The organism is Rubrivirga sp. SAORIC476 (assembly GCF_002283555.1).
GTDB lineage: Bacteria > Bacteroidota > Rhodothermia > Rhodothermales > Rubricoccaceae > Rubrivirga.
The window spans coordinates 151,773-167,495 of sequence record NZ_MVOI01000002.1 but is presented as its reverse complement, the minus strand read 5'-3'; the positions used below and the strand labels follow the sequence as shown (position 1 = coordinate 167,495).

12 protein-coding genes and 2 pseudogenes are annotated in these 15,723 nt (G+C 70.2%); 2 read left to right on the top strand and 12 right to left on the bottom strand.

The window, feature by feature from the left end:
• Positions 1-25: 25 nt before the first annotated feature.
• From B1759_RS00830 to B1759_RS00820, 3 genes are all read right to left on the bottom strand, one after another.
• Positions 26-1,999, bottom strand: a complete 1,974-nt coding sequence (locus B1759_RS00830) for a hypothetical protein (RefSeq protein WP_095513133.1) — start codon at positions 1,997-1,999, stop codon at positions 26-28.
• A 70-nt stretch (positions 2,000-2,069) separates the two neighbouring features.
• On the bottom strand, positions 2,070-2,768 hold the full coding sequence (locus tag B1759_RS00825; RefSeq protein WP_095513132.1) for a gamma-glutamyl-gamma-aminobutyrate hydrolase family protein: 699 nt from the start codon (positions 2,766-2,768) through the stop codon (positions 2,070-2,072).
• Positions 2,768-3,097, bottom strand: a complete 330-nt coding sequence (locus tag B1759_RS00820; protein WP_095513131.1) for a Smr/MutS family protein — start codon at positions 3,095-3,097, stop codon at positions 2,768-2,770. The genes B1759_RS00825 and B1759_RS00820 overlap by 1 nt, the downstream gene beginning before the upstream one ends.
• A gap of 81 nt (positions 3,098-3,178) precedes the next feature.
• Between B1759_RS00820 and B1759_RS00815 the strand changes: the two genes are divergently transcribed.
• The gene (locus tag B1759_RS00815; protein ID WP_095513130.1) at positions 3,179-4,102 is read left to right on the top strand and encodes a YihY/virulence factor BrkB family protein; all 924 of its coding nucleotides are present in this window, start codon (positions 3,179-3,181) and stop codon (positions 4,100-4,102) included.
• A gap of 19 nt (positions 4,103-4,121) precedes the next feature.
• Here B1759_RS00815 and B1759_RS00810 read toward each other — a convergent pair whose 3' ends face one another.
• From B1759_RS00810 to B1759_RS00770, 9 genes and pseudogenes are all read right to left on the bottom strand, one after another.
• Complete coding sequence (locus B1759_RS00810) at positions 4,122-4,574, bottom strand: TerB family tellurite resistance protein (protein WP_095513129.1); 453 nt, start codon at positions 4,572-4,574, stop codon at positions 4,122-4,124.
• Between the two features lie 81 nt (positions 4,575-4,655).
• On the bottom strand, positions 4,656-5,255 hold the full coding sequence (locus B1759_RS00805; protein WP_095513128.1) for a hypothetical protein: 600 nt from the start codon (positions 5,253-5,255) through the stop codon (positions 4,656-4,658).
• 67 nt (positions 5,256-5,322) lie between these two features.
• On the bottom strand, positions 5,323-6,198 hold the full coding sequence (locus tag B1759_RS00800) for a DUF2911 domain-containing protein (RefSeq protein WP_095513127.1): 876 nt from the start codon (positions 6,196-6,198) through the stop codon (positions 5,323-5,325).
• An 84-nt stretch (positions 6,199-6,282) separates the two neighbouring features.
• Entirely contained in the window at positions 6,283-7,587 is a 1,305-nt protein-coding gene (locus B1759_RS00795) for a sorbosone dehydrogenase family protein (RefSeq protein ID WP_095513126.1), read from the bottom strand.
• Between the two features lie 136 nt (positions 7,588-7,723).
• Positions 7,724-9,121: a phosphatidylserine decarboxylase family protein gene (locus tag B1759_RS00790; protein WP_095513125.1), complete on the bottom strand. Its 1,398-nt coding sequence runs from the start codon at positions 9,119-9,121 to the stop codon at positions 7,724-7,726.
• Between the two features lie 265 nt (positions 9,122-9,386).
• Positions 9,387-12,863 carry a DNA polymerase III subunit alpha gene (gene dnaE, locus B1759_RS00785; protein WP_095513124.1) on the bottom strand — a complete coding sequence of 1,159 codons (3,477 nt, stop codon included), beginning with the start codon at positions 12,861-12,863 and terminating at the stop codon, positions 9,387-9,389.
• Positions 12,864-13,043: 180 nt separating this feature from the next.
• Positions 13,044-13,559, bottom strand: coding sequence for a fasciclin domain-containing protein (locus tag B1759_RS00780; RefSeq protein WP_158225046.1), 516 nt, complete (start codon positions 13,557-13,559; stop codon positions 13,044-13,046).
• Between the two features lie 139 nt (positions 13,560-13,698).
• A complete protein-coding gene (locus tag B1759_RS00775; RefSeq protein WP_095513122.1) occupies positions 13,699-14,502 on the bottom strand; it encodes a metallophosphoesterase in 804 nt (267 codons plus the stop codon).
• 24 nt (positions 14,503-14,526) lie between these two features.
• Positions 14,527-15,327, bottom strand: a pseudogene (locus B1759_RS00770) (ArsA-related P-loop ATPase); the annotation flags it as partial.
• Between the two features lie 62 nt (positions 15,328-15,389).
• On the opposite strand from B1759_RS00770, the pseudogene B1759_RS00765 reads away from it, so the two are divergent.
• Positions 15,390-15,704 (top strand): annotated as a pseudogene (locus tag B1759_RS00765) (hypothetical protein); the annotation flags it as partial.
• Positions 15,705-15,723: the final 19 nt, after the last annotated feature.

Genomic DNA, 15,723 nt, shown 5'->3' with positions numbered 1-15,723 from the left:
CCAAGGCCCGGCCTCGGACGGCTGGCTAGTACGCGACCTGATCCTCGATCTGCGGAGGACGGGGCGCGATCGGCTCGATGGGCTGCTGCTGCCGCGGCGTCGGCGGCGTCTCCGGCGTCAGGTCGGCGACGGGAGTCCGGCCGAGGTTCACCCGGGGGTTGACCGAGAGCAGGGTCTCCGTGGTCGCGACGAGGCTACGGAAGGCAGCCGTCCGCCAGATCGAGCGGTGGATGCGGGCGACCTTGGCCTGCGTCTGTCGGTAGCGAGAGTCCGGATTCTGCGAGGCGAGCGACTGCAACTGGTCGTGGATCCGGTCCAGCCGCTGCTGTGCCTCCCGCGTGAAGCCGAAACGGCCCGCGTCGGCGACGAGGCGCTCGTAGGCCACGTCGGTGGACGTCCGCTCGCCCTCCTCCAGCAGGAAGGTGCGCTCGTTGAAGGGCTCCGACTCGCCGATCACGTCCAGCCCGACCCGCTGAAGCACGGAGGTGGCGCCCGCAGGCAGAAAGAAGCGCACCGGCGTGCTGCCGGACGACGCGGAGAACCGAAGGTCACCCGCGGCGGGGATGCCACCACCCGGCGCCATCGGCAGGTCGATGTGGGGGTTGAGGTCGCGGAACTTCTCGTAGATCGTTTCGCCCTCGACCGGCCCCCAGTTGAGGCGCCGTCCGTGGGGCTCCAGGGCGGTCAGAAGCTGGGACAGGCTCGCCGTGGAGCCGGCCCGGATGCGAACCCGCTCGGCGTGGATCGTCTCCGAGGGGTCGATCATGCGGTCCTCCGTGGCGCGGAGGGCGCCGTAGGCCTTGAGCACGTACACGCGCGACTGAGGCCCGAAGCTCGAGACGGCGTCCACGCGCTCGAATCCGTCGGTGACGCCCCACATGTAGGCGTCCGAGACGTGCTGGCCGCGCGCCTCACCGGGGTTGGCGCGGATGTACTCGCGGTAGAGCGCGAAGATGTTGCCGGGGCCCGTGTGGTACGCCGAGATGCCCGGCAGTTCGTGGCCGACCGAGTTGGCATAGGCGCGGACGAGCATCATGTAGGGCTCCATCGCGAGCAACGGGTGCTGCTCCTCCCGGACATCCACCCGACCGCCGCTGGCCACCGGGAGCGTGTACTGCTCCACGTCGAACATCCGCATGATGTCGGGCATCATCTGGTAGCGGCTGCGCGCGCCCGCCGACGACACGAGGCGGTCCTGGTTGAACGTCTCGACGGTGCCGATCTCGGTGGCGAGCACGCTCAGCCCGAGACGGCGCGCCAGGTTGACCTCGTAGGTCAGGTACCGCGCGTCACGCTGACGGGCCTCCAGCGTCTGGTCGGCATAGCCCCAACGGATCACGATGTGCTCGCGGGGGACGCCGTAGGCTTCCCACTTCTGACGGAGCGCGGAGGTGGCCGTCCGTCGCTCGCGGTTGACCGCGTCCCAGTCCGCCTGCCCCGACCCGTCGAAGCGGTCCTTCACGTCTCGGAGCTGGAGTACTTCCAGGGTGCGGCCGTCGCGGTCGTCGAGCACGCGGATGGTAAAGTTGTCGTCCACCCCGTACGCCTTGCGGTACATGTCGAGGCGCCAGCGGAAGTCGGCGAGGTGGCGGTCCTCGGCGCCGCCGCTGGAGGCGGAGCCCGAGAAGGCGCCTGCGAAGTACTGCCCGTAGAGACGGTCCGGGTGGATGTCGAGTCCGCGGAACGTGTAGGGGTCGTCCGGACTGAAGGGGACCACGGGCGCCTCGGCCTCGGTAGAGCCGACGGGGGCCTCTGCGGGAGCCGCTGCCCGCAGGTCGCCGCCGTTCATCGCCAGCACCAGCAGGCCGATGGCGAGGAGGCTGCCGAGCGAGAAGAGGGGCACCCGCATGGCGTCGCGCCACGCGCGCCGGCCCGACGCCCCCTGGGCCGAGAGGTCGTCGTGCTCGTCAGCCGGAGCTCCCGCGGCGCCGGTCGGCTGGCCACCTTCGAGGTCGTCGGGGAGTGGGGAGAACGCGGACGGGTCGGACGGAACGGGCATCGGGGAGAGTGAGCGGCGGGGGGACTGACTACGGTTCAAAAACCGGGCCGAGACCCGATCCGTTCCCGTCTCAGGCGCCTCGGGCCTTTTCGACGAGGTCCTCGAACAGCGCGTCGAGCGGGGGATCCATGGCCTCTGGATGGAACTGTACGCCCACGAACGTCCCATCTGTCCGTTCGATGGCCTCGATGGTGCCATCTGGGGCCACGGCTGAGATCACGAGGTCGGCCCCGGGCTCGGCCAGCGCCTGCACGTGGCGGGTGTTGACTTCGATGGACGATCGGCCCACGATCCGGTGCAGCGTCGTCCCCTCGACCAGGTCGATAGGGTGCGTCGTCCCGCCTCGGCCGCGGCTGTGAGTCGCGGTGCCGTCGACCTGCGTCTCCACGTCGGCGTAGATGGTGCCACCGGCGAGCGCGCTCGCCAGTTGCATGCCGTAGCAGATGCCGAGGGTCGGGCGCCGGGCGTCGAGGAAGGCACGCAGGATGCGCCGGTCGGACGCGACGCGGTCGGGGTCGGTCGGGTCGATGTCCTCGGGCAGCGCCCCGATGAGGCCGTCCGTGACGGCCGGGCCGCCCGTCACCACGAGGCCGTCCAGCAGGGCGGCGAACGCCTCGGCGGCCTCGTCGGTGGCGACCATCGGAACGATGAGGGGCAGGCCGCCTGCCCGCTCGACGGCGCGCACGTAGGCGAGGTCGAGGCGCTGCTCGCGAGCGCCCGATTCGGTGAGGTTGAGCGACGTGGTGACGCCGATACGGGGACGGTTCATCAGCGGAGATCGGCGAGGCGGAGGCGGCCGGGACGCGGGCTCGGTGCGGGCGCGATGCCGAGCGTCAGCATTCCTTCGCCGCGAAAGCTAGAGGTTACGTGGCGGTCGAAGGCCCCCTCTTCCAGCGCGTCGTGGAGGGCGCCCTTGATGGTCTGCGCGACGCCCCGATCCGCCGTGGAGGTGCCGTGGATGAGGCGGACCGTGTGCCGCCCATACCGGGCGGCCTGCACGACGACCGAGTGGGCCAGGTCGAGCGCGTCGGCGACGCGCACGCCGTGTAGGTCGAGGGTGACCGACTGGCCGTCGTCGTCGAGGCGGGGGAGGGGCATGGCCGTTCGGTGGGGGGAGGCGAACGGAGGCGACCGGAGGGCGTTCCGTAGCTGCTCATCCTCTCGTCTCCGTCCCTCTCGATGCACCCCTCTCTAACAGACCTCAAGTCGCTCGTCCTGACGACCGTCCGCGAGGTGGCCGACGACGACGTGCCGTCGCTCGCTGCCGCCATCGCCTACTACACCGTGTTCTCGCTTCCCCCACTGTTGGTCCTGCTGGTCGGGCTGGCGGGCGCGGTGCTCGGCCCGGAGCGCATCGTCGAGGGGATCACGGCCCAGGTCGGCTCCGCCGTCGGCCCCGACGGTGCGGATGCGGTGCGGACCATGATCCAGAATGCCAGCATGACGGGGACGAGCCTCGGCTCGAAGGTGCTCGGCCTGGGAGCGCTCCTGTTCGGCGCCACGGGCGCGTTCGGACAGCTTCAGAAGGCCCTCAACCGGGCCTGGGAGGTGGACGAGTCCACAGAGGAGGGCGGCCTCGTCGGCATCCTTGTCAAGCGCGTCCTGTCGTTCGGGATGGTGGTGACCGTCGCGTTCTTCCTGCTCGTGTCGCTGGTGCTCTCGGCCGTGCTCTCCGCCCTCGGCGACGTGGCGACCTCGGCGCTGGGAGGGGGCGCGGTTGGGTTCGGGCTCCGCGTGGCGAACGTGGTCGTCGGCCTGGCGATGACGGCGGGATTGTTCGCCGTCGTGTTCCGGGTGCTGCCGGATGTCAAGCTCGCGTGGCGCGACGTCGGGGTAGGGGCGGCCGTGACGGCGATCCTGTTCACGCTCGGCAAATCGGCGCTGGCGGTGTATCTGGCCAACGCCGACCCCGGCTCGGCCTTCGGGGCCGCCGGGGCGTTGGCCCTGCTGCTCGTCTGGATCTACTACTCGGCGCTGATCCTGCTGGTCGGGGCCGAGTTCACCCAGGCATGGTCGTGCTGGGCACGCGAGCACCGCGGGGCGGACGGCGGGGGATCGCCCGTCCACCCGGTCGCGCTTCCACGGGACCCGGCGCCATACTGATCACCGCGTCGGCCGACGGTCAGTCGGCCGGGAGCGGGTCGGGACGGATGGGGCGCGTTACTTCGGTGCCCTGCGCCTCGAAGGCGATGTCGTGGAGCCGGGCCATGTCGTCGCGGTCGAGTCCGAGCACCTCGCGAGCCTCGTGGAGGCCGACGTGCTCAGCAGGCTCGATCAGGCCGTCGGCGAGGACGACGTCGATCAGGTTGAGCATCAGCGCGCGGCGCAGCTCGTGGTCGGCGTCGCGGAACTGGAGCAGGCAGCGCTCCAGCGGCGGCGGCTGGATGGCGAGCTGGAAGATCTGCTTCCGGGCCTCGACGGAGAGGCTGCCGAGGTTGAGGGACTCGAAGATGCGGTCGTCCTCGCTCTCGTCCATGTCGAGGTCCGCGGCGGACATCGCGAAGAGGGCGCCGAAGAAGGAAAGCTGGTCCTTCTCAGAGAGCGGGGAGAGGTCGAGGGTCGGAAGCGAAGACATGGCGGGGGCCAGAGAGAGGGGAGTCCCAAACTACCGCCTTCGCCTCGCTCTGTTGGCGCCTCCCCATGAGGCGACGCCCGATTATGCAGCCAGCGCACGGGCCGGGCGACGCACCGGTACCTCGGCCACCCAGGCGTAGCGATCGAACAGATCCCCGAGGTCTCGGCGGACGGCGTCGGCCAGCGGGCCCGTCGGCCCTTCGGCGTAGGCGGCCTCCATCTGGGCGACGAAGCGCGGCCAGTCGGTGACGGTCACGCCCGCGCGGAGCGCGACCGGCGCGAGGGGGGAGGCGAACCGCTCGCGCCGCCATGCGGCCTGGAGTGCCACCCCGTCGTCCCAGCCCGCCTCGGGGGCGGGGCGGCCGAGGCGGAGCCACAGGCGCACCACGTCGGCGTGGGCGCGGACCGCCGCGGCGACCTCCGGCAGCCGATGGGCGTGGCGCACGCGGAGGCCGAGCGTGGTCTCGACGACCTTAACGCCCCGGAGACGCAGCTCGCACAGCGTCTCGGCCGGCGCCCAGTGCGCGCCGGGTCCCTCGGGGCGCGGCACTGGCTGTGCGTGGTGCTCGGGCGGGCCGAAGCGGAACGGGGCATCCGCGAGGTGGGCCGCAGTGCGGGAGGTCGGGGTGGCCTCGTGGGCGCTCAGGGCGCGCTGGAGGACGGGAAGCTGCGAGCGGGTCATCGCCACTGCGGAGGTGCAGGGGCAAGATGGGGCGACCGGGTGTCAGCCGCGTGTCACAGGGTTCTGGCTACGGAATCTCGTCGATCCGCTCCAGGATAGCGTCCGCCTCCGCGGTCTGTCCGGCTCGGCGTCGGGCGCGGGCGTACGCGCGCACTTCTTCCTCCGTGGCGAGCTGGTAGGCCTCGGTCTCCACCGCCGCAGCCGCCTGCGGATCGTCGAGGGCGTAGTAGAGCCGGGCCTTGGTCATGTGGTTGGCGAACGTCGGCCGGATGGCGATGGAGCGGTCCGCCCAGCCCAGCGCCTCCTCGACGCGCTCGTGGTGATCGAAGGCGTAGCGCGCGATCTGGTCCCAGCTCTCCCAGTAGAACCCGTCGACGCCCCGAAGCTCGGCCTCCATCTTCTCCAGGACCACCCGCGGGGTGGAGACGTGGAGCTCGATGGGCACCTCCAACTCGTCCCAGGACAGGACGAGGAACGCGTCCGCATCGGTGGGGTCGTCGAACCGGTAGGCGAGGCGCTCGGTCATCGGCCCCTCGCGCGGGGTCACGGTCACGCGCAGCGCGTCCTCGGCCGGGTCGTAGGTGTAGGATCCCCAGGCGACCGACATCGTCGAGAAGATGACCGTCCAGTCGCCGTCGGTGGGGATCATGTGGAGGCCATAGCGCCCCGCGGGCAGCGGCTGGCCTTCCACCTCGATGTCCGTGGAGGTGTCGAACACCGTGTTCTCGTTGGCGCCCGCGCGCCACACTTCGCCGTAGGGCACGAGGTCGCCCCAGACGCGGCGCCCGTTGACGGCGGGCCGGTGGTAGTCGACCGACAGCTCGGTCATGCCGACCGTCTGGCTCACGCGAGCGTGCGGGCTGACGCGCGGCGTCGTGAGCTGCTGCGCCGAGGCGGGCAGCGCGAGGCCCAGCAGGGCGAAGGAGAGGAGGGCGAGGCGCATCGGTCGGAGGGGTGTCAGGCAGAGTTTACCGATGCCGCCGTCTGCACGCGCCGCTCCCCCGCCTCGGTGCCGAGGTGGGGAGCGCTACCGTCGCGAGACGCGCCAGATGACGTTGCCGACGTCGTCGGCCACGAGCAGCGCGCCGTCGGCGGTGACCTCCACGCCGACGGGACGGCCGTAGGCCTCCTCCTCGTTTTCGGAGAGGAAGCCGGTCAGCACGTCGCGGGGGAGGCCGACCGGCGTGCCGTCGGCGAAGGGCACGAACACGACCTTGTAGCCACTCGGCGGACGGCGATTCCACGAGCCGTGCTGGCCGATGGCCATGCCGCCCTCGGCGCCCAAGAGGCCGGGCTCGACCCAGGCAAGGCCCAGCGACGCGGTGTGCGGGCCGAGCGCGTAGTCGGGGACGAGAGCCTGGGCGACGAGGTCGGGACGCTGGGGCTCGACGCGCGTGTCGACGGTGTCGCCGAAGTAGCTGTACGGCCAGCCGTAGAAGCCGCCCTCCTGCACCACCGTCATGTAATCCGGCACGATGTCGCTGCCCAGCTCGTCGCGCTCGTTGACGGCGGTCCACAGGGCGCCGGTGGTGGGTTCGACCGCCAGGCCGACCGGGTTGCGGAGGCCGGAGGCGACGATCCGCGTCTCGCCGGTGATCGCATCGACGGCCCAGACCGACGCGCGGCCCTCCTCCATCTCGATGCCGTGCTCGGCGACGTTGCTGGCCGACCCCACGCCGACGTAGAGCGTCCGCCCGTCGGGGGCGAGGAGGAGGCTCCGCGTCCAGTGGCGGTTGACGGGGCCGACGGGGAAGCGGGCGAGGGTGTCGGGCGCGGCCGTGATGCGCGTCTGGCCGAGCGTGTACGGGAAGCTGACGAGCGAACCGCTGTTGGCGACGATCAACCGGTCACCCACGAGCGCCATGCCGAACGGAGACGCCAGGCCCTCCAGGAGCGTGAAGCGGACCTCGCCGTCACCGTCGCCGTCGGTGTCGCGCAAGAGGGTGATGCGGTCGGCGCTGGGGGTGACGGCGCCGGCCTTCTTCATCAGCGCCCGCTGGATCATGCCGCGGATGCCGCTGGTGCCGGTGCCCGGAGGGGCGTTGGACTCGGCCACGAGCACGTCGCCGTTGGGGAGGACGTGCAGCCAGCGGGGATGGTCGAAGCCGGACGCGAACGCGTTGACGACGAGGCCGGGCGCGGGCATCGGCATCCGGCCGTCGGGCCACGGCTCGGCGTTGGCGAAGTTGACGGTCGGGATGAGCGTCGGGGTGGGCTCGGGGATCGTGGGGGTCGGCCCGGACCCCTCGGCCACGGTGAGGCGGGCAGTGTCGCCGCAGCCGGTGACGGCGAGGAGGGCGACCAGGAGACCAAGGCGGGGGAGGGGCGGCATCGTAGCGGGGGAACGGACGCCTTGCACCGTCGGGGGGCGTACGGGGTCCGAGGGCGACCCCGACGCGGGAATGCCTGAACCCGGCGCGCCTCTGCCCGCCTCGGCGTCGAGGCGGGCAGTCTCCCGGTGCGTCTGCTCAGGAGCCGACCGGTCGCGCGATGATGCTGCCCAGGGGCGTCGGCGTCTTGTCCTCGCGGTGGGCGACCGCGTCCAGCGCCCACGGTTCGAGCTGGACCTTGCCGGGCTGGAAGATCATGGCGTGCGTCGAGCCGCCAAACTCGAAGTTCCCCAGCGCGTCGCCTCGGCTGACGGTCACCGGCGGGTCGCTCGGGCCGACGAGGAAGTCGGGGTTGATGACGCAGGTCGAGACCTCGACCATCCCGATGCAGATCAGGGCCACCTGCCCGCACTGGGGATGCTCGAACACGAAAATGGCCCGCGCGGCGACGTGGCCGAGATAGGGCTGGGACTCGGTGCCCTCCCAGGTCCCCGGCCCCTCGGCCTGGCCCGGACGCTGGGCGAAGTAGGTGCCCGGCTCCACCCACGAGCGAACCAGCGTGCCCTCCAGCGGGCACTGCCAGCGGTGGTAGTGCGTCGCCGAGAGGAAGCCCTGGTACAGCTGGCCGCCGACGAACGGCGTCGCTACGTCGGTCTGGCCGCCGAAGAGGTCGAGCAGCGAGTAGTTGACATCCTTGATCCAGAAGTCAGTCGTGAGCGCCAGTTCGTTGGCGTACTGCCACGGCGTCGTCTCGCAACCGATGTTGACCACCTCGCTCGTGCCCTGGAAGGGCCGCGCGCCCGGCACGAACTGGCGGATGAAGAAGTCATTCCAGCTGCTGAAGCCGTAGCCGGGGGCGGTCTTGTCGTAGACCATCTCGTTCCAGACGCCCGCATCCCAGGCCTGCTGGGAGATCCAGGAGCCGGGCTTCTCGGGGTCGGCGATGTCGAGCTTGTCGAGCGAGGCAGGCGACTTCAGGAAGGCGTTCCAGGCGTCGAGAACGGTTTTGAACTGCGCGTTGAAGGTGGCGTCGTGGAAGAGGGCCAGCCCCGCTTCGGTCGCCATCGAGACGGCCAGCAGGCCGTTCATGGGGGTGCCGACCATCACGGTCTCGTTGAAGCCGGGCGACGTGGTGACGATCTCGTTCAGGATCTCGAACAGGCTGTCGAAGCTCTCGATCCAGAGCGCGTCGCCGTCCTCGAAGATCGGGAGCCACGGGGAGCCGGGGTCGAGGACGAGGGAGGCGACGTACGCGTTGGCCTGCTCGATCATCGAGGTCACCCACATGCGGTACACGCTGTTCGCGGTGACCCAGGCTTTCAGGTCGGCGACGGCGGGCGTCATGGGGGCGAGCGTCCCGGCCTCGCGGCGCCGGGCGATCTCCTTCCGCAAGGGGACCAGGTAGTGGGCGGTGGCCCAGAGATGGTTGGGCACCCAGAAGCCCATCTGGATCGGGTCGCGACCTTCGTGGCCGGTCCACCCGGCGAGGGCGATGGCGGCGGGGTCGGTGCGATCGGGGGCGTTGGTCGTGGACATCGGAGGGCGGGCAGGGGAGGGATCGGGGGCATCGCCCGGTCCGACCTCGCACCCTCATCGTCCGCGCGTCGTGCGCGAGGCGGTGCCGGGCCATCGGTCCTGCGGACGGCGCGGTGCAACCAGAAGGGGTGCATCCGATGGCATCCTAGCGTCGTCCGGTTTGCCTCACAAGAACAGCGGTCCGATTCGTGTGATCGCCCAGTATCAGTGCAGTCGTGTTTTCTGGACCACGTGGCTCCAGTTGGTAGCCATTTTGAGCCGTCTTCTATGCCTCGGACTCGAGTATCATCGCCTCCGTCCCCAACTGCCGCCGCAGCCCCTTCATCAACTCCGGCGTCAGGTCCACCACCGCCGTCCGCGCGTGCAGGCGCACCGGCCGCGGCATCGCCGCCGACTCCAGCTCGAAGTAGATCTTGCACGCCCCCGGGTGCGCGTCGCAGAGCGCCTTGAGCGCCGTCACGTCCGCCTCGGTCGTCGTGTCGACGTCGATCTTGAGCGTGATCGCCTTGACGAGCTGCTCGCGGACGCGCCACATGGGCAGGATGTCCTTGGCGACCAGCTTGATGGTGCCGCTGGAGGTCTCGGCCTTGCCCTTGACCATCATCACCTCGTCGAGCATGATCATGTGGCCGCAGCGTTCGAGCGTCTGCGCGAAGAGCACCACCTCGGCGGCGCCCGTCGTGTCCTCCAGCGTCACGAACGCGATAGGTCGGCCCGACTTGGTGGTCCGCCGCGTGATCTCGGTCACGATGCCGATGGCCGTCTGGTCGGACTCGTGCATGACGCCGTCGGCGCGGCCGAGCTGGACGGTGCCGAACGTGTCCACCTCGGCCGCGAAGTCGTCGAGGGGATGGCCGGACACGTAGAAGCCCATCAGGTCGCGCTCGTAGCGGAGCGTCTCGCCCTTGGTCCACGGCTCGCAGTGGGGGAGGGCGGGCACGAACGACGAGCCGGTGTCCTCGGCGGCACCGAACATGGAGAACTGGCCCGCCGCCTTGTCGGCCTGGTGCTTCTGGGCGTAGCTCCACGCGAGGTCGATGGCGTCCACGAACTGGCGGCGGTGGCCCTCGAAGGTGTCCATCGCCCCTGCCGAGGCGAGCCCTTCGAGCGTCTTCTTGCCGACCGTCCGCAGGTCGAGGTCCTTGCAGAGCGAGAACAGGTCGTCGAACGCCCCGCCCATCGCGTCGCGCGCCTCGACGAGCGCCTCGATGGCGCCCTGGCCGACGCCCTTGATGGCAGCGAGTCCGAACCGGATGCGCCCGTGCTCGACGGTGAAGTACGCCTGGCTCCGGTTGACGCACGGCGGCAGGATGTCGATGCCCGCCACGCGCGTCGCTTCCAGGGCGATCGCCAGCTTGTCCGAGGACGCCATTTCCGTCGTCAGGACGGCCGCCATGAACTCGGCGGGGTAGTGGGCCTTGAGGTACGCCGTGTGGTAGGCCACGACCGAGTAGGCCGCCGAGTGGCTCTTGTTGAAGCCGTAGCCCGCGAACTTGGCCATCATGTCGAAGACCTCGTTGGCCTTCTTCTCCGGGACGCCCTTCTCGGCCGCGCCCTCCACGAAGGTGACGCGCTGCTTGTCCATCTCGGACTGCTTCTTCTTGCCCATCGCGCGCCGCAGCAGGTCGGCCCCGCCGAGCGTGTAGCCGCCCATGACCTGCGCCATCTGCATGACCTGCTCCTGGTAGACCGGGATGCCATACGTAGGCGCCAGGATGCCCTCCAGCATCGGGTGCGGGTACTCGACCGGCTCCAGGCCGTGCTTGCGCGCGATGTAGGTCGGGATGAGGTCCATCGGCCCCGGCCGGTAGAGCGCGTTCATCGCGATCAGGTCGTCCAGGGTGGTCGGCTTGAGCTTGCGCATCCACTCGCGCATGCCGGACGACTCGAACTGGAAGATGGCGACCGTGTCGCCCTTCTGGAAGAGGCGGTACGTGTCCGGGTCGTCCAGCGGGACCGTCTCGAGGTCGATCTCCACCCCCTGGTTCTCCCGGATGAGCGAGAGGGCGTCGTCGAGGATCGTGAGCGTCTTCAGGCCCAGGAAGTCCATCTTGAGGAGGCCGAAGTCCTCGATGTACTTGCCGTCGTACTGGGTGACCATCGAGTCGCCCGCGCCGCCCTTGCCGCGCTGGATGGAGACGGGCACGTACTGGCTCACGTCGCCGGGCGCGATGATGACGCCGGCCGCGTGGACGCCCGTGTGCCGCGCCGAGCCCTCCAGCACGGTCGCGTAGTGCATCAGCTTGCGGATGGTGGGGTCCGGGTCGCTGTAGAGCTTGGCGAACTCCGGCACCTCGCCCTTGGCGCTCTCCAGCGACACCTTGACGCCGTCCGGGATCATCTTCGCGATGCGGTCCGCCTCGGGCAGCGGCACGCCGAGGACGCGCGACACGTCGCGGATGACCGACTTCGAGCCCATCGTCCCGAAGGTCACGATCTGGCAGACCGACTCGCGCCCGTACTTCTCGACCACGTAGTCGATCACCTTGCCGCGCCCGCGGTCATCGAAGTCGATGTCGATGTCGGGCATCGACACGCGCTCCGGGTTGAGGAAGCGCTCGAACAGCAGGTCGTACTGGAGCGGGTCGATGTTGGTGATCCCGAGGCAGTAGGCCACCGCCGACCCCGCCGCCGAGCCACGCCCCGGGCCCACGGACACGCCGAGGTCGCGGGCCGCCGTCGTGAAGTCCTGCACGATCAGGAAGTAGCCGTCGAAGCCCATCGACCCGATCACGCCTAGCTCCAGGTCCAGGCGCTCGCGGATGATCTCGGTGATCTCGGGCCAGCGCTTCTTGGCCCCCTCGTAGGTCAGGTGCCGGAGGAACGCGCCGGTGTCGTTGTTGAACGCGTCCGGGATGGGGAAGTGCGGCATCAGGAGCTGGCCCATCGGGATCTCCAGCTTGCACTTGTCCGCGATCTCGCGCGTGGCGTCGAGCGCGGCGTCGACCGCCGCCTCGTTGGTGAACACGCCGTCGCGGACGCTCGACCCGAAGGCGAGCCGCATCTCGTCGGCGGTCTTGAGGTAGAACTGGTCGTTCTCGAACCGCATCCGGTTCGGGTCGTGGAGGTCCTTGCCGGTCTGGAGGCACAGCAGCACGTCCTGCGCCTCGGCGTCCTGCTGGTGGACGTAGTGGACGTCGTTGGTCGCGATCACCTTGACGCCGTACTCCTCGGCCCAGCGCATCAGGACGGCGTTGCACTGCCGCTGCTCGGGGATGGCGTGGTCCTGGACCTCGATGTAGTAGTCCTCCCCGAAGATGTCGAGGTACTCCTCGAAGATGGCCCGCGCCTCGTCCTCGCCCTTCTTCAGGATCGCCTGGAGCACCTCGCCCTGGAGGCAGCACGTCGTGGCGACGAGCCCGGCGGAATACTTGCGCAGCGTGTCCCGGTCGATGCGCGGCTTGTAGTAGTACCCGTCGGTGTAGCTCAGCGAGGAGAGCTTGACGAGGTTCTTGTAGCCCTCGTGGTTCTTGGCCAGCAGCACCTGATGGTAGCGGACGCGGTCGGTCTTGTCGTCCATGCCGGACGCCGTGACGTAGAACTCGCACCCGATGATGGGCTGGATGCCCGCCCGCTGGGCCTTGGTGTAGAACTCGGGGACGCCGTACAGATTCCCGTGGTCCGTGATCGCGACGGCCGGGTGGCCCAGCTCCTGCGCCCGCCCGATCAGCTTGTCGATGCGCGCGGCCCCGTCGAGCAACGAGTACTGCGTGTGGCAATGGAGGTGGCAGAACTCGGGCATGTGCGGATCGTGGGGGACGGCCCCCAAGGTCGCGGACGCCGCCCGCTTCCGGCAAGGACTGTGGACAAAACCCGTCCGCCCCTCGCCGACGCTCCCGAGGCGGGCGTGGGCCCACAAAAAGGCGGGACCCTCCCGAAGGAGAGCCCCGCCGATCCAGCGATGCGTCTGAGACGCGGCCGACTAGTTGTCGGTCGGCAGCAGCACGAAGTCGATCTTGTGGATGACGCCGTTCGAGGCCTCGATGTCGGTCGTGACGATCGTGGCGTTCGACGCCGTGCCCTCGTCCTCGGTGTCGAGCCCGAGGCCGCTGCCGTCGGCGACCACGGTGAGGACTTCACCGTTGAGGGAGGTCAGCGTATCGCCGATGTCGAGGTCGTCGGCCTCGAACTCGCCCGAGACGACGTGGACCTGGAGGATGGCGGCGAGGTCGGGGCTGGCCAGCAGCTCGGCGGCCGTGAGGTCGAGGGCCTCCAGGGCTGCCGTGAAGGCCGCATCGGTGGGGGCGAAGACGGTCAGCGGGCCGTCGGCGCTGAGCGCACCGGTCAGGTTGGCCTCGATGACGGCCTGCTCGAGAACGGTCAACTGGGCGTCGGCGACGACGGTGTCGACGATGTCGAGGTCGGGGTCGTTGGAGTCGCATGCGGCCAGCATGGGAACGAGCAAAAGGGCCGCGAGGGCGGTTCGGAGGATGTGCATGAGGGGTACCAGGGGGGAAGAAAGGGCCCGCGAGTGCGGGTGTGGCCTGGAATGGGCATGCGGCGTCCGTGTTTTCAGGGAAAGGTGAAAGTTTGCTCGTTCCGGAGAATCCTGACCAGGCTCGGGGTGGACGCTGGCGCTAGGCGTCGCGGAGCATCTGGGCGAAGGCGTCGGGGAGCGGGCTCGCCTCCACGGCCCGCGCGGCCTCTTCGACATCGTACGCGACCCGGACGTGCTCGACGGAGCAGTAGCCGGGGTCGGCCTTCGGCCGCTCGGGGTCGATCGTGAGCAGGACGTAGCACGCACGCGGGTCGCCGTCCTTCGGCTTGCCGACGGACCCTGTGTTGACCGCGTGGCGGTAGACCGTCTCGCCCGCCTCGGTCTCCGTCGCGAGCGCCTTGTGGTAGGGCTTGTGGGTGTGGCCGAAGAGCAGAACGTCCGCCCCGGCCTCGGTCATCCGCTTCAGGATCAGGTCGTCGGGCCGGTCCTCGAACAGGTACTCGTTGATCCGCCGGGGGCTGCCGTGGACCAGGAGGACCTCGATGGGCTCGGCCTTCCGCTCTCGGGGGGCCGCCAGCATGACACGGAGGTGGCGCGGGAGCCCCCGGAGGTAGCGCCGGGTCGCGTCGGTGACGGTGGCGTTGGTGTAGGCGATGGACTCGGTCCCACGGGCCTTGTCCTCGTCGGTTACGTAGGCGCATCCACAGTCGTCGGAGCCCAGCCCGACGCCCTCGTCGTAGTTCCCAGCGATGGTGGGGATGCCTCGCTCCCGAACGGCGGCCACGACCTCGTTGGGCCACGTCGCGTAGCCGACGAGATCGCCGAGGCAGTAGACGGCGTCGGCCTCGCCGCGGCCGATGCGGGCGTCGATGTCGCGGAGGACAGCCTTGAGGGCGGGGAGGTTGGCGTGGACGTCGGAGAAAACGGCGAGGGTCGTGGGCATGGGTCTCGGGGAACGGGGGAGGGGCTAGGCAGGGGAGAGGGATGCTGCGTCGGAGCGCACGTCGCCGCGCGCGAGGGCGCGAAGGCGGGCTCCCCCGACGGGGGGCTCGATCTCATAGGGAATGACGGCCAGGCGAGGGCCGTCTGGCCCGGCGGGGGCATGGCGCTCGGCGACGGCCTCGACCTCGGGGACCTCGGCGGCGGCGCGGGCTGCGAGGAGCGGATCGGTCGGACGCGCGGCGGCGAGCGAGCGGTTGACGACCCACCCGAACGGCTCGACGCCGGCCCGTCGGAGGTCGGCCTGGAGGGCGGCAGCCTCGCGGACTGGCGTCGTCTCGGCGAGCGTGACGACGAGGACACGGGTGAAGGCGGGGTCCTGGAGCCGCATGAGCGGGGTCGTGACGCGTTCGGCCGGAAGCCCGCTCGACCGCAGGACCTCGCGGTGGTACGACCCCGTCGCGTCTAGGAGGAGGAGCGTGTGGCCGGTCGGGGCCGTGTCCATGACCACGAACCCCCGCGCGGCGCGGCCGACGGCCTTGCTGAAGGCGTGGAACACGGCGACCTCCTCGGTGCAGGGGCTCCGGAGGTCTTCGGCGAGGAGCCGCCGAGCGTCGTCGTCGAGGCCCGCGCCCTTCGTCCGGAGCACGCGATCGGTGTAGCGGCGGGTCTCCGCCGCGGGGTCGATCCGGCTCACGGTGATCTCACCCGGCACGTCCTCTCCGAGGGCGTCGCCCAGGTGGGCGGCCGGGTCCGTCGTCGTGAGGTGGACGGCGTGGCCGCGGGCGGCGAGCTCCGTGGCCACGGCCGCGGCGACGGTCGTCTTGCCCGCCGCCCTTCTACTTCCCGACGGTCACCTACTTCACGGAGACCGAGGAGGTCCAACTCCTTGACCAGCCGGACTGGATCGCGAACGTGGCGCTGGGCTACGACCGCGGGCCCTTCTCCGGACGCGTGTCGGTGCTGTACCAGGAGGGCAACCTGACGGGCTACGGCAACAGCTTCCGGACGGTCGGCTACTTCGACACCTACGTCCGGTGGGACGCGCAGGCCAACTACCGCCTGGTGCCCGCGGTGACGCTGTTCGGGCAGCTCAACAACCTGACCAACCGGCCGGACCTGGCGCTCACGAGCGCGGGCTTCTACCCCGGCCAGAACGAGTTCTACGGCCGCTCCTTCAACCTCGGGCTCCGCATCCGGCCCTGACCCTTCGCCCGGCCCTGCG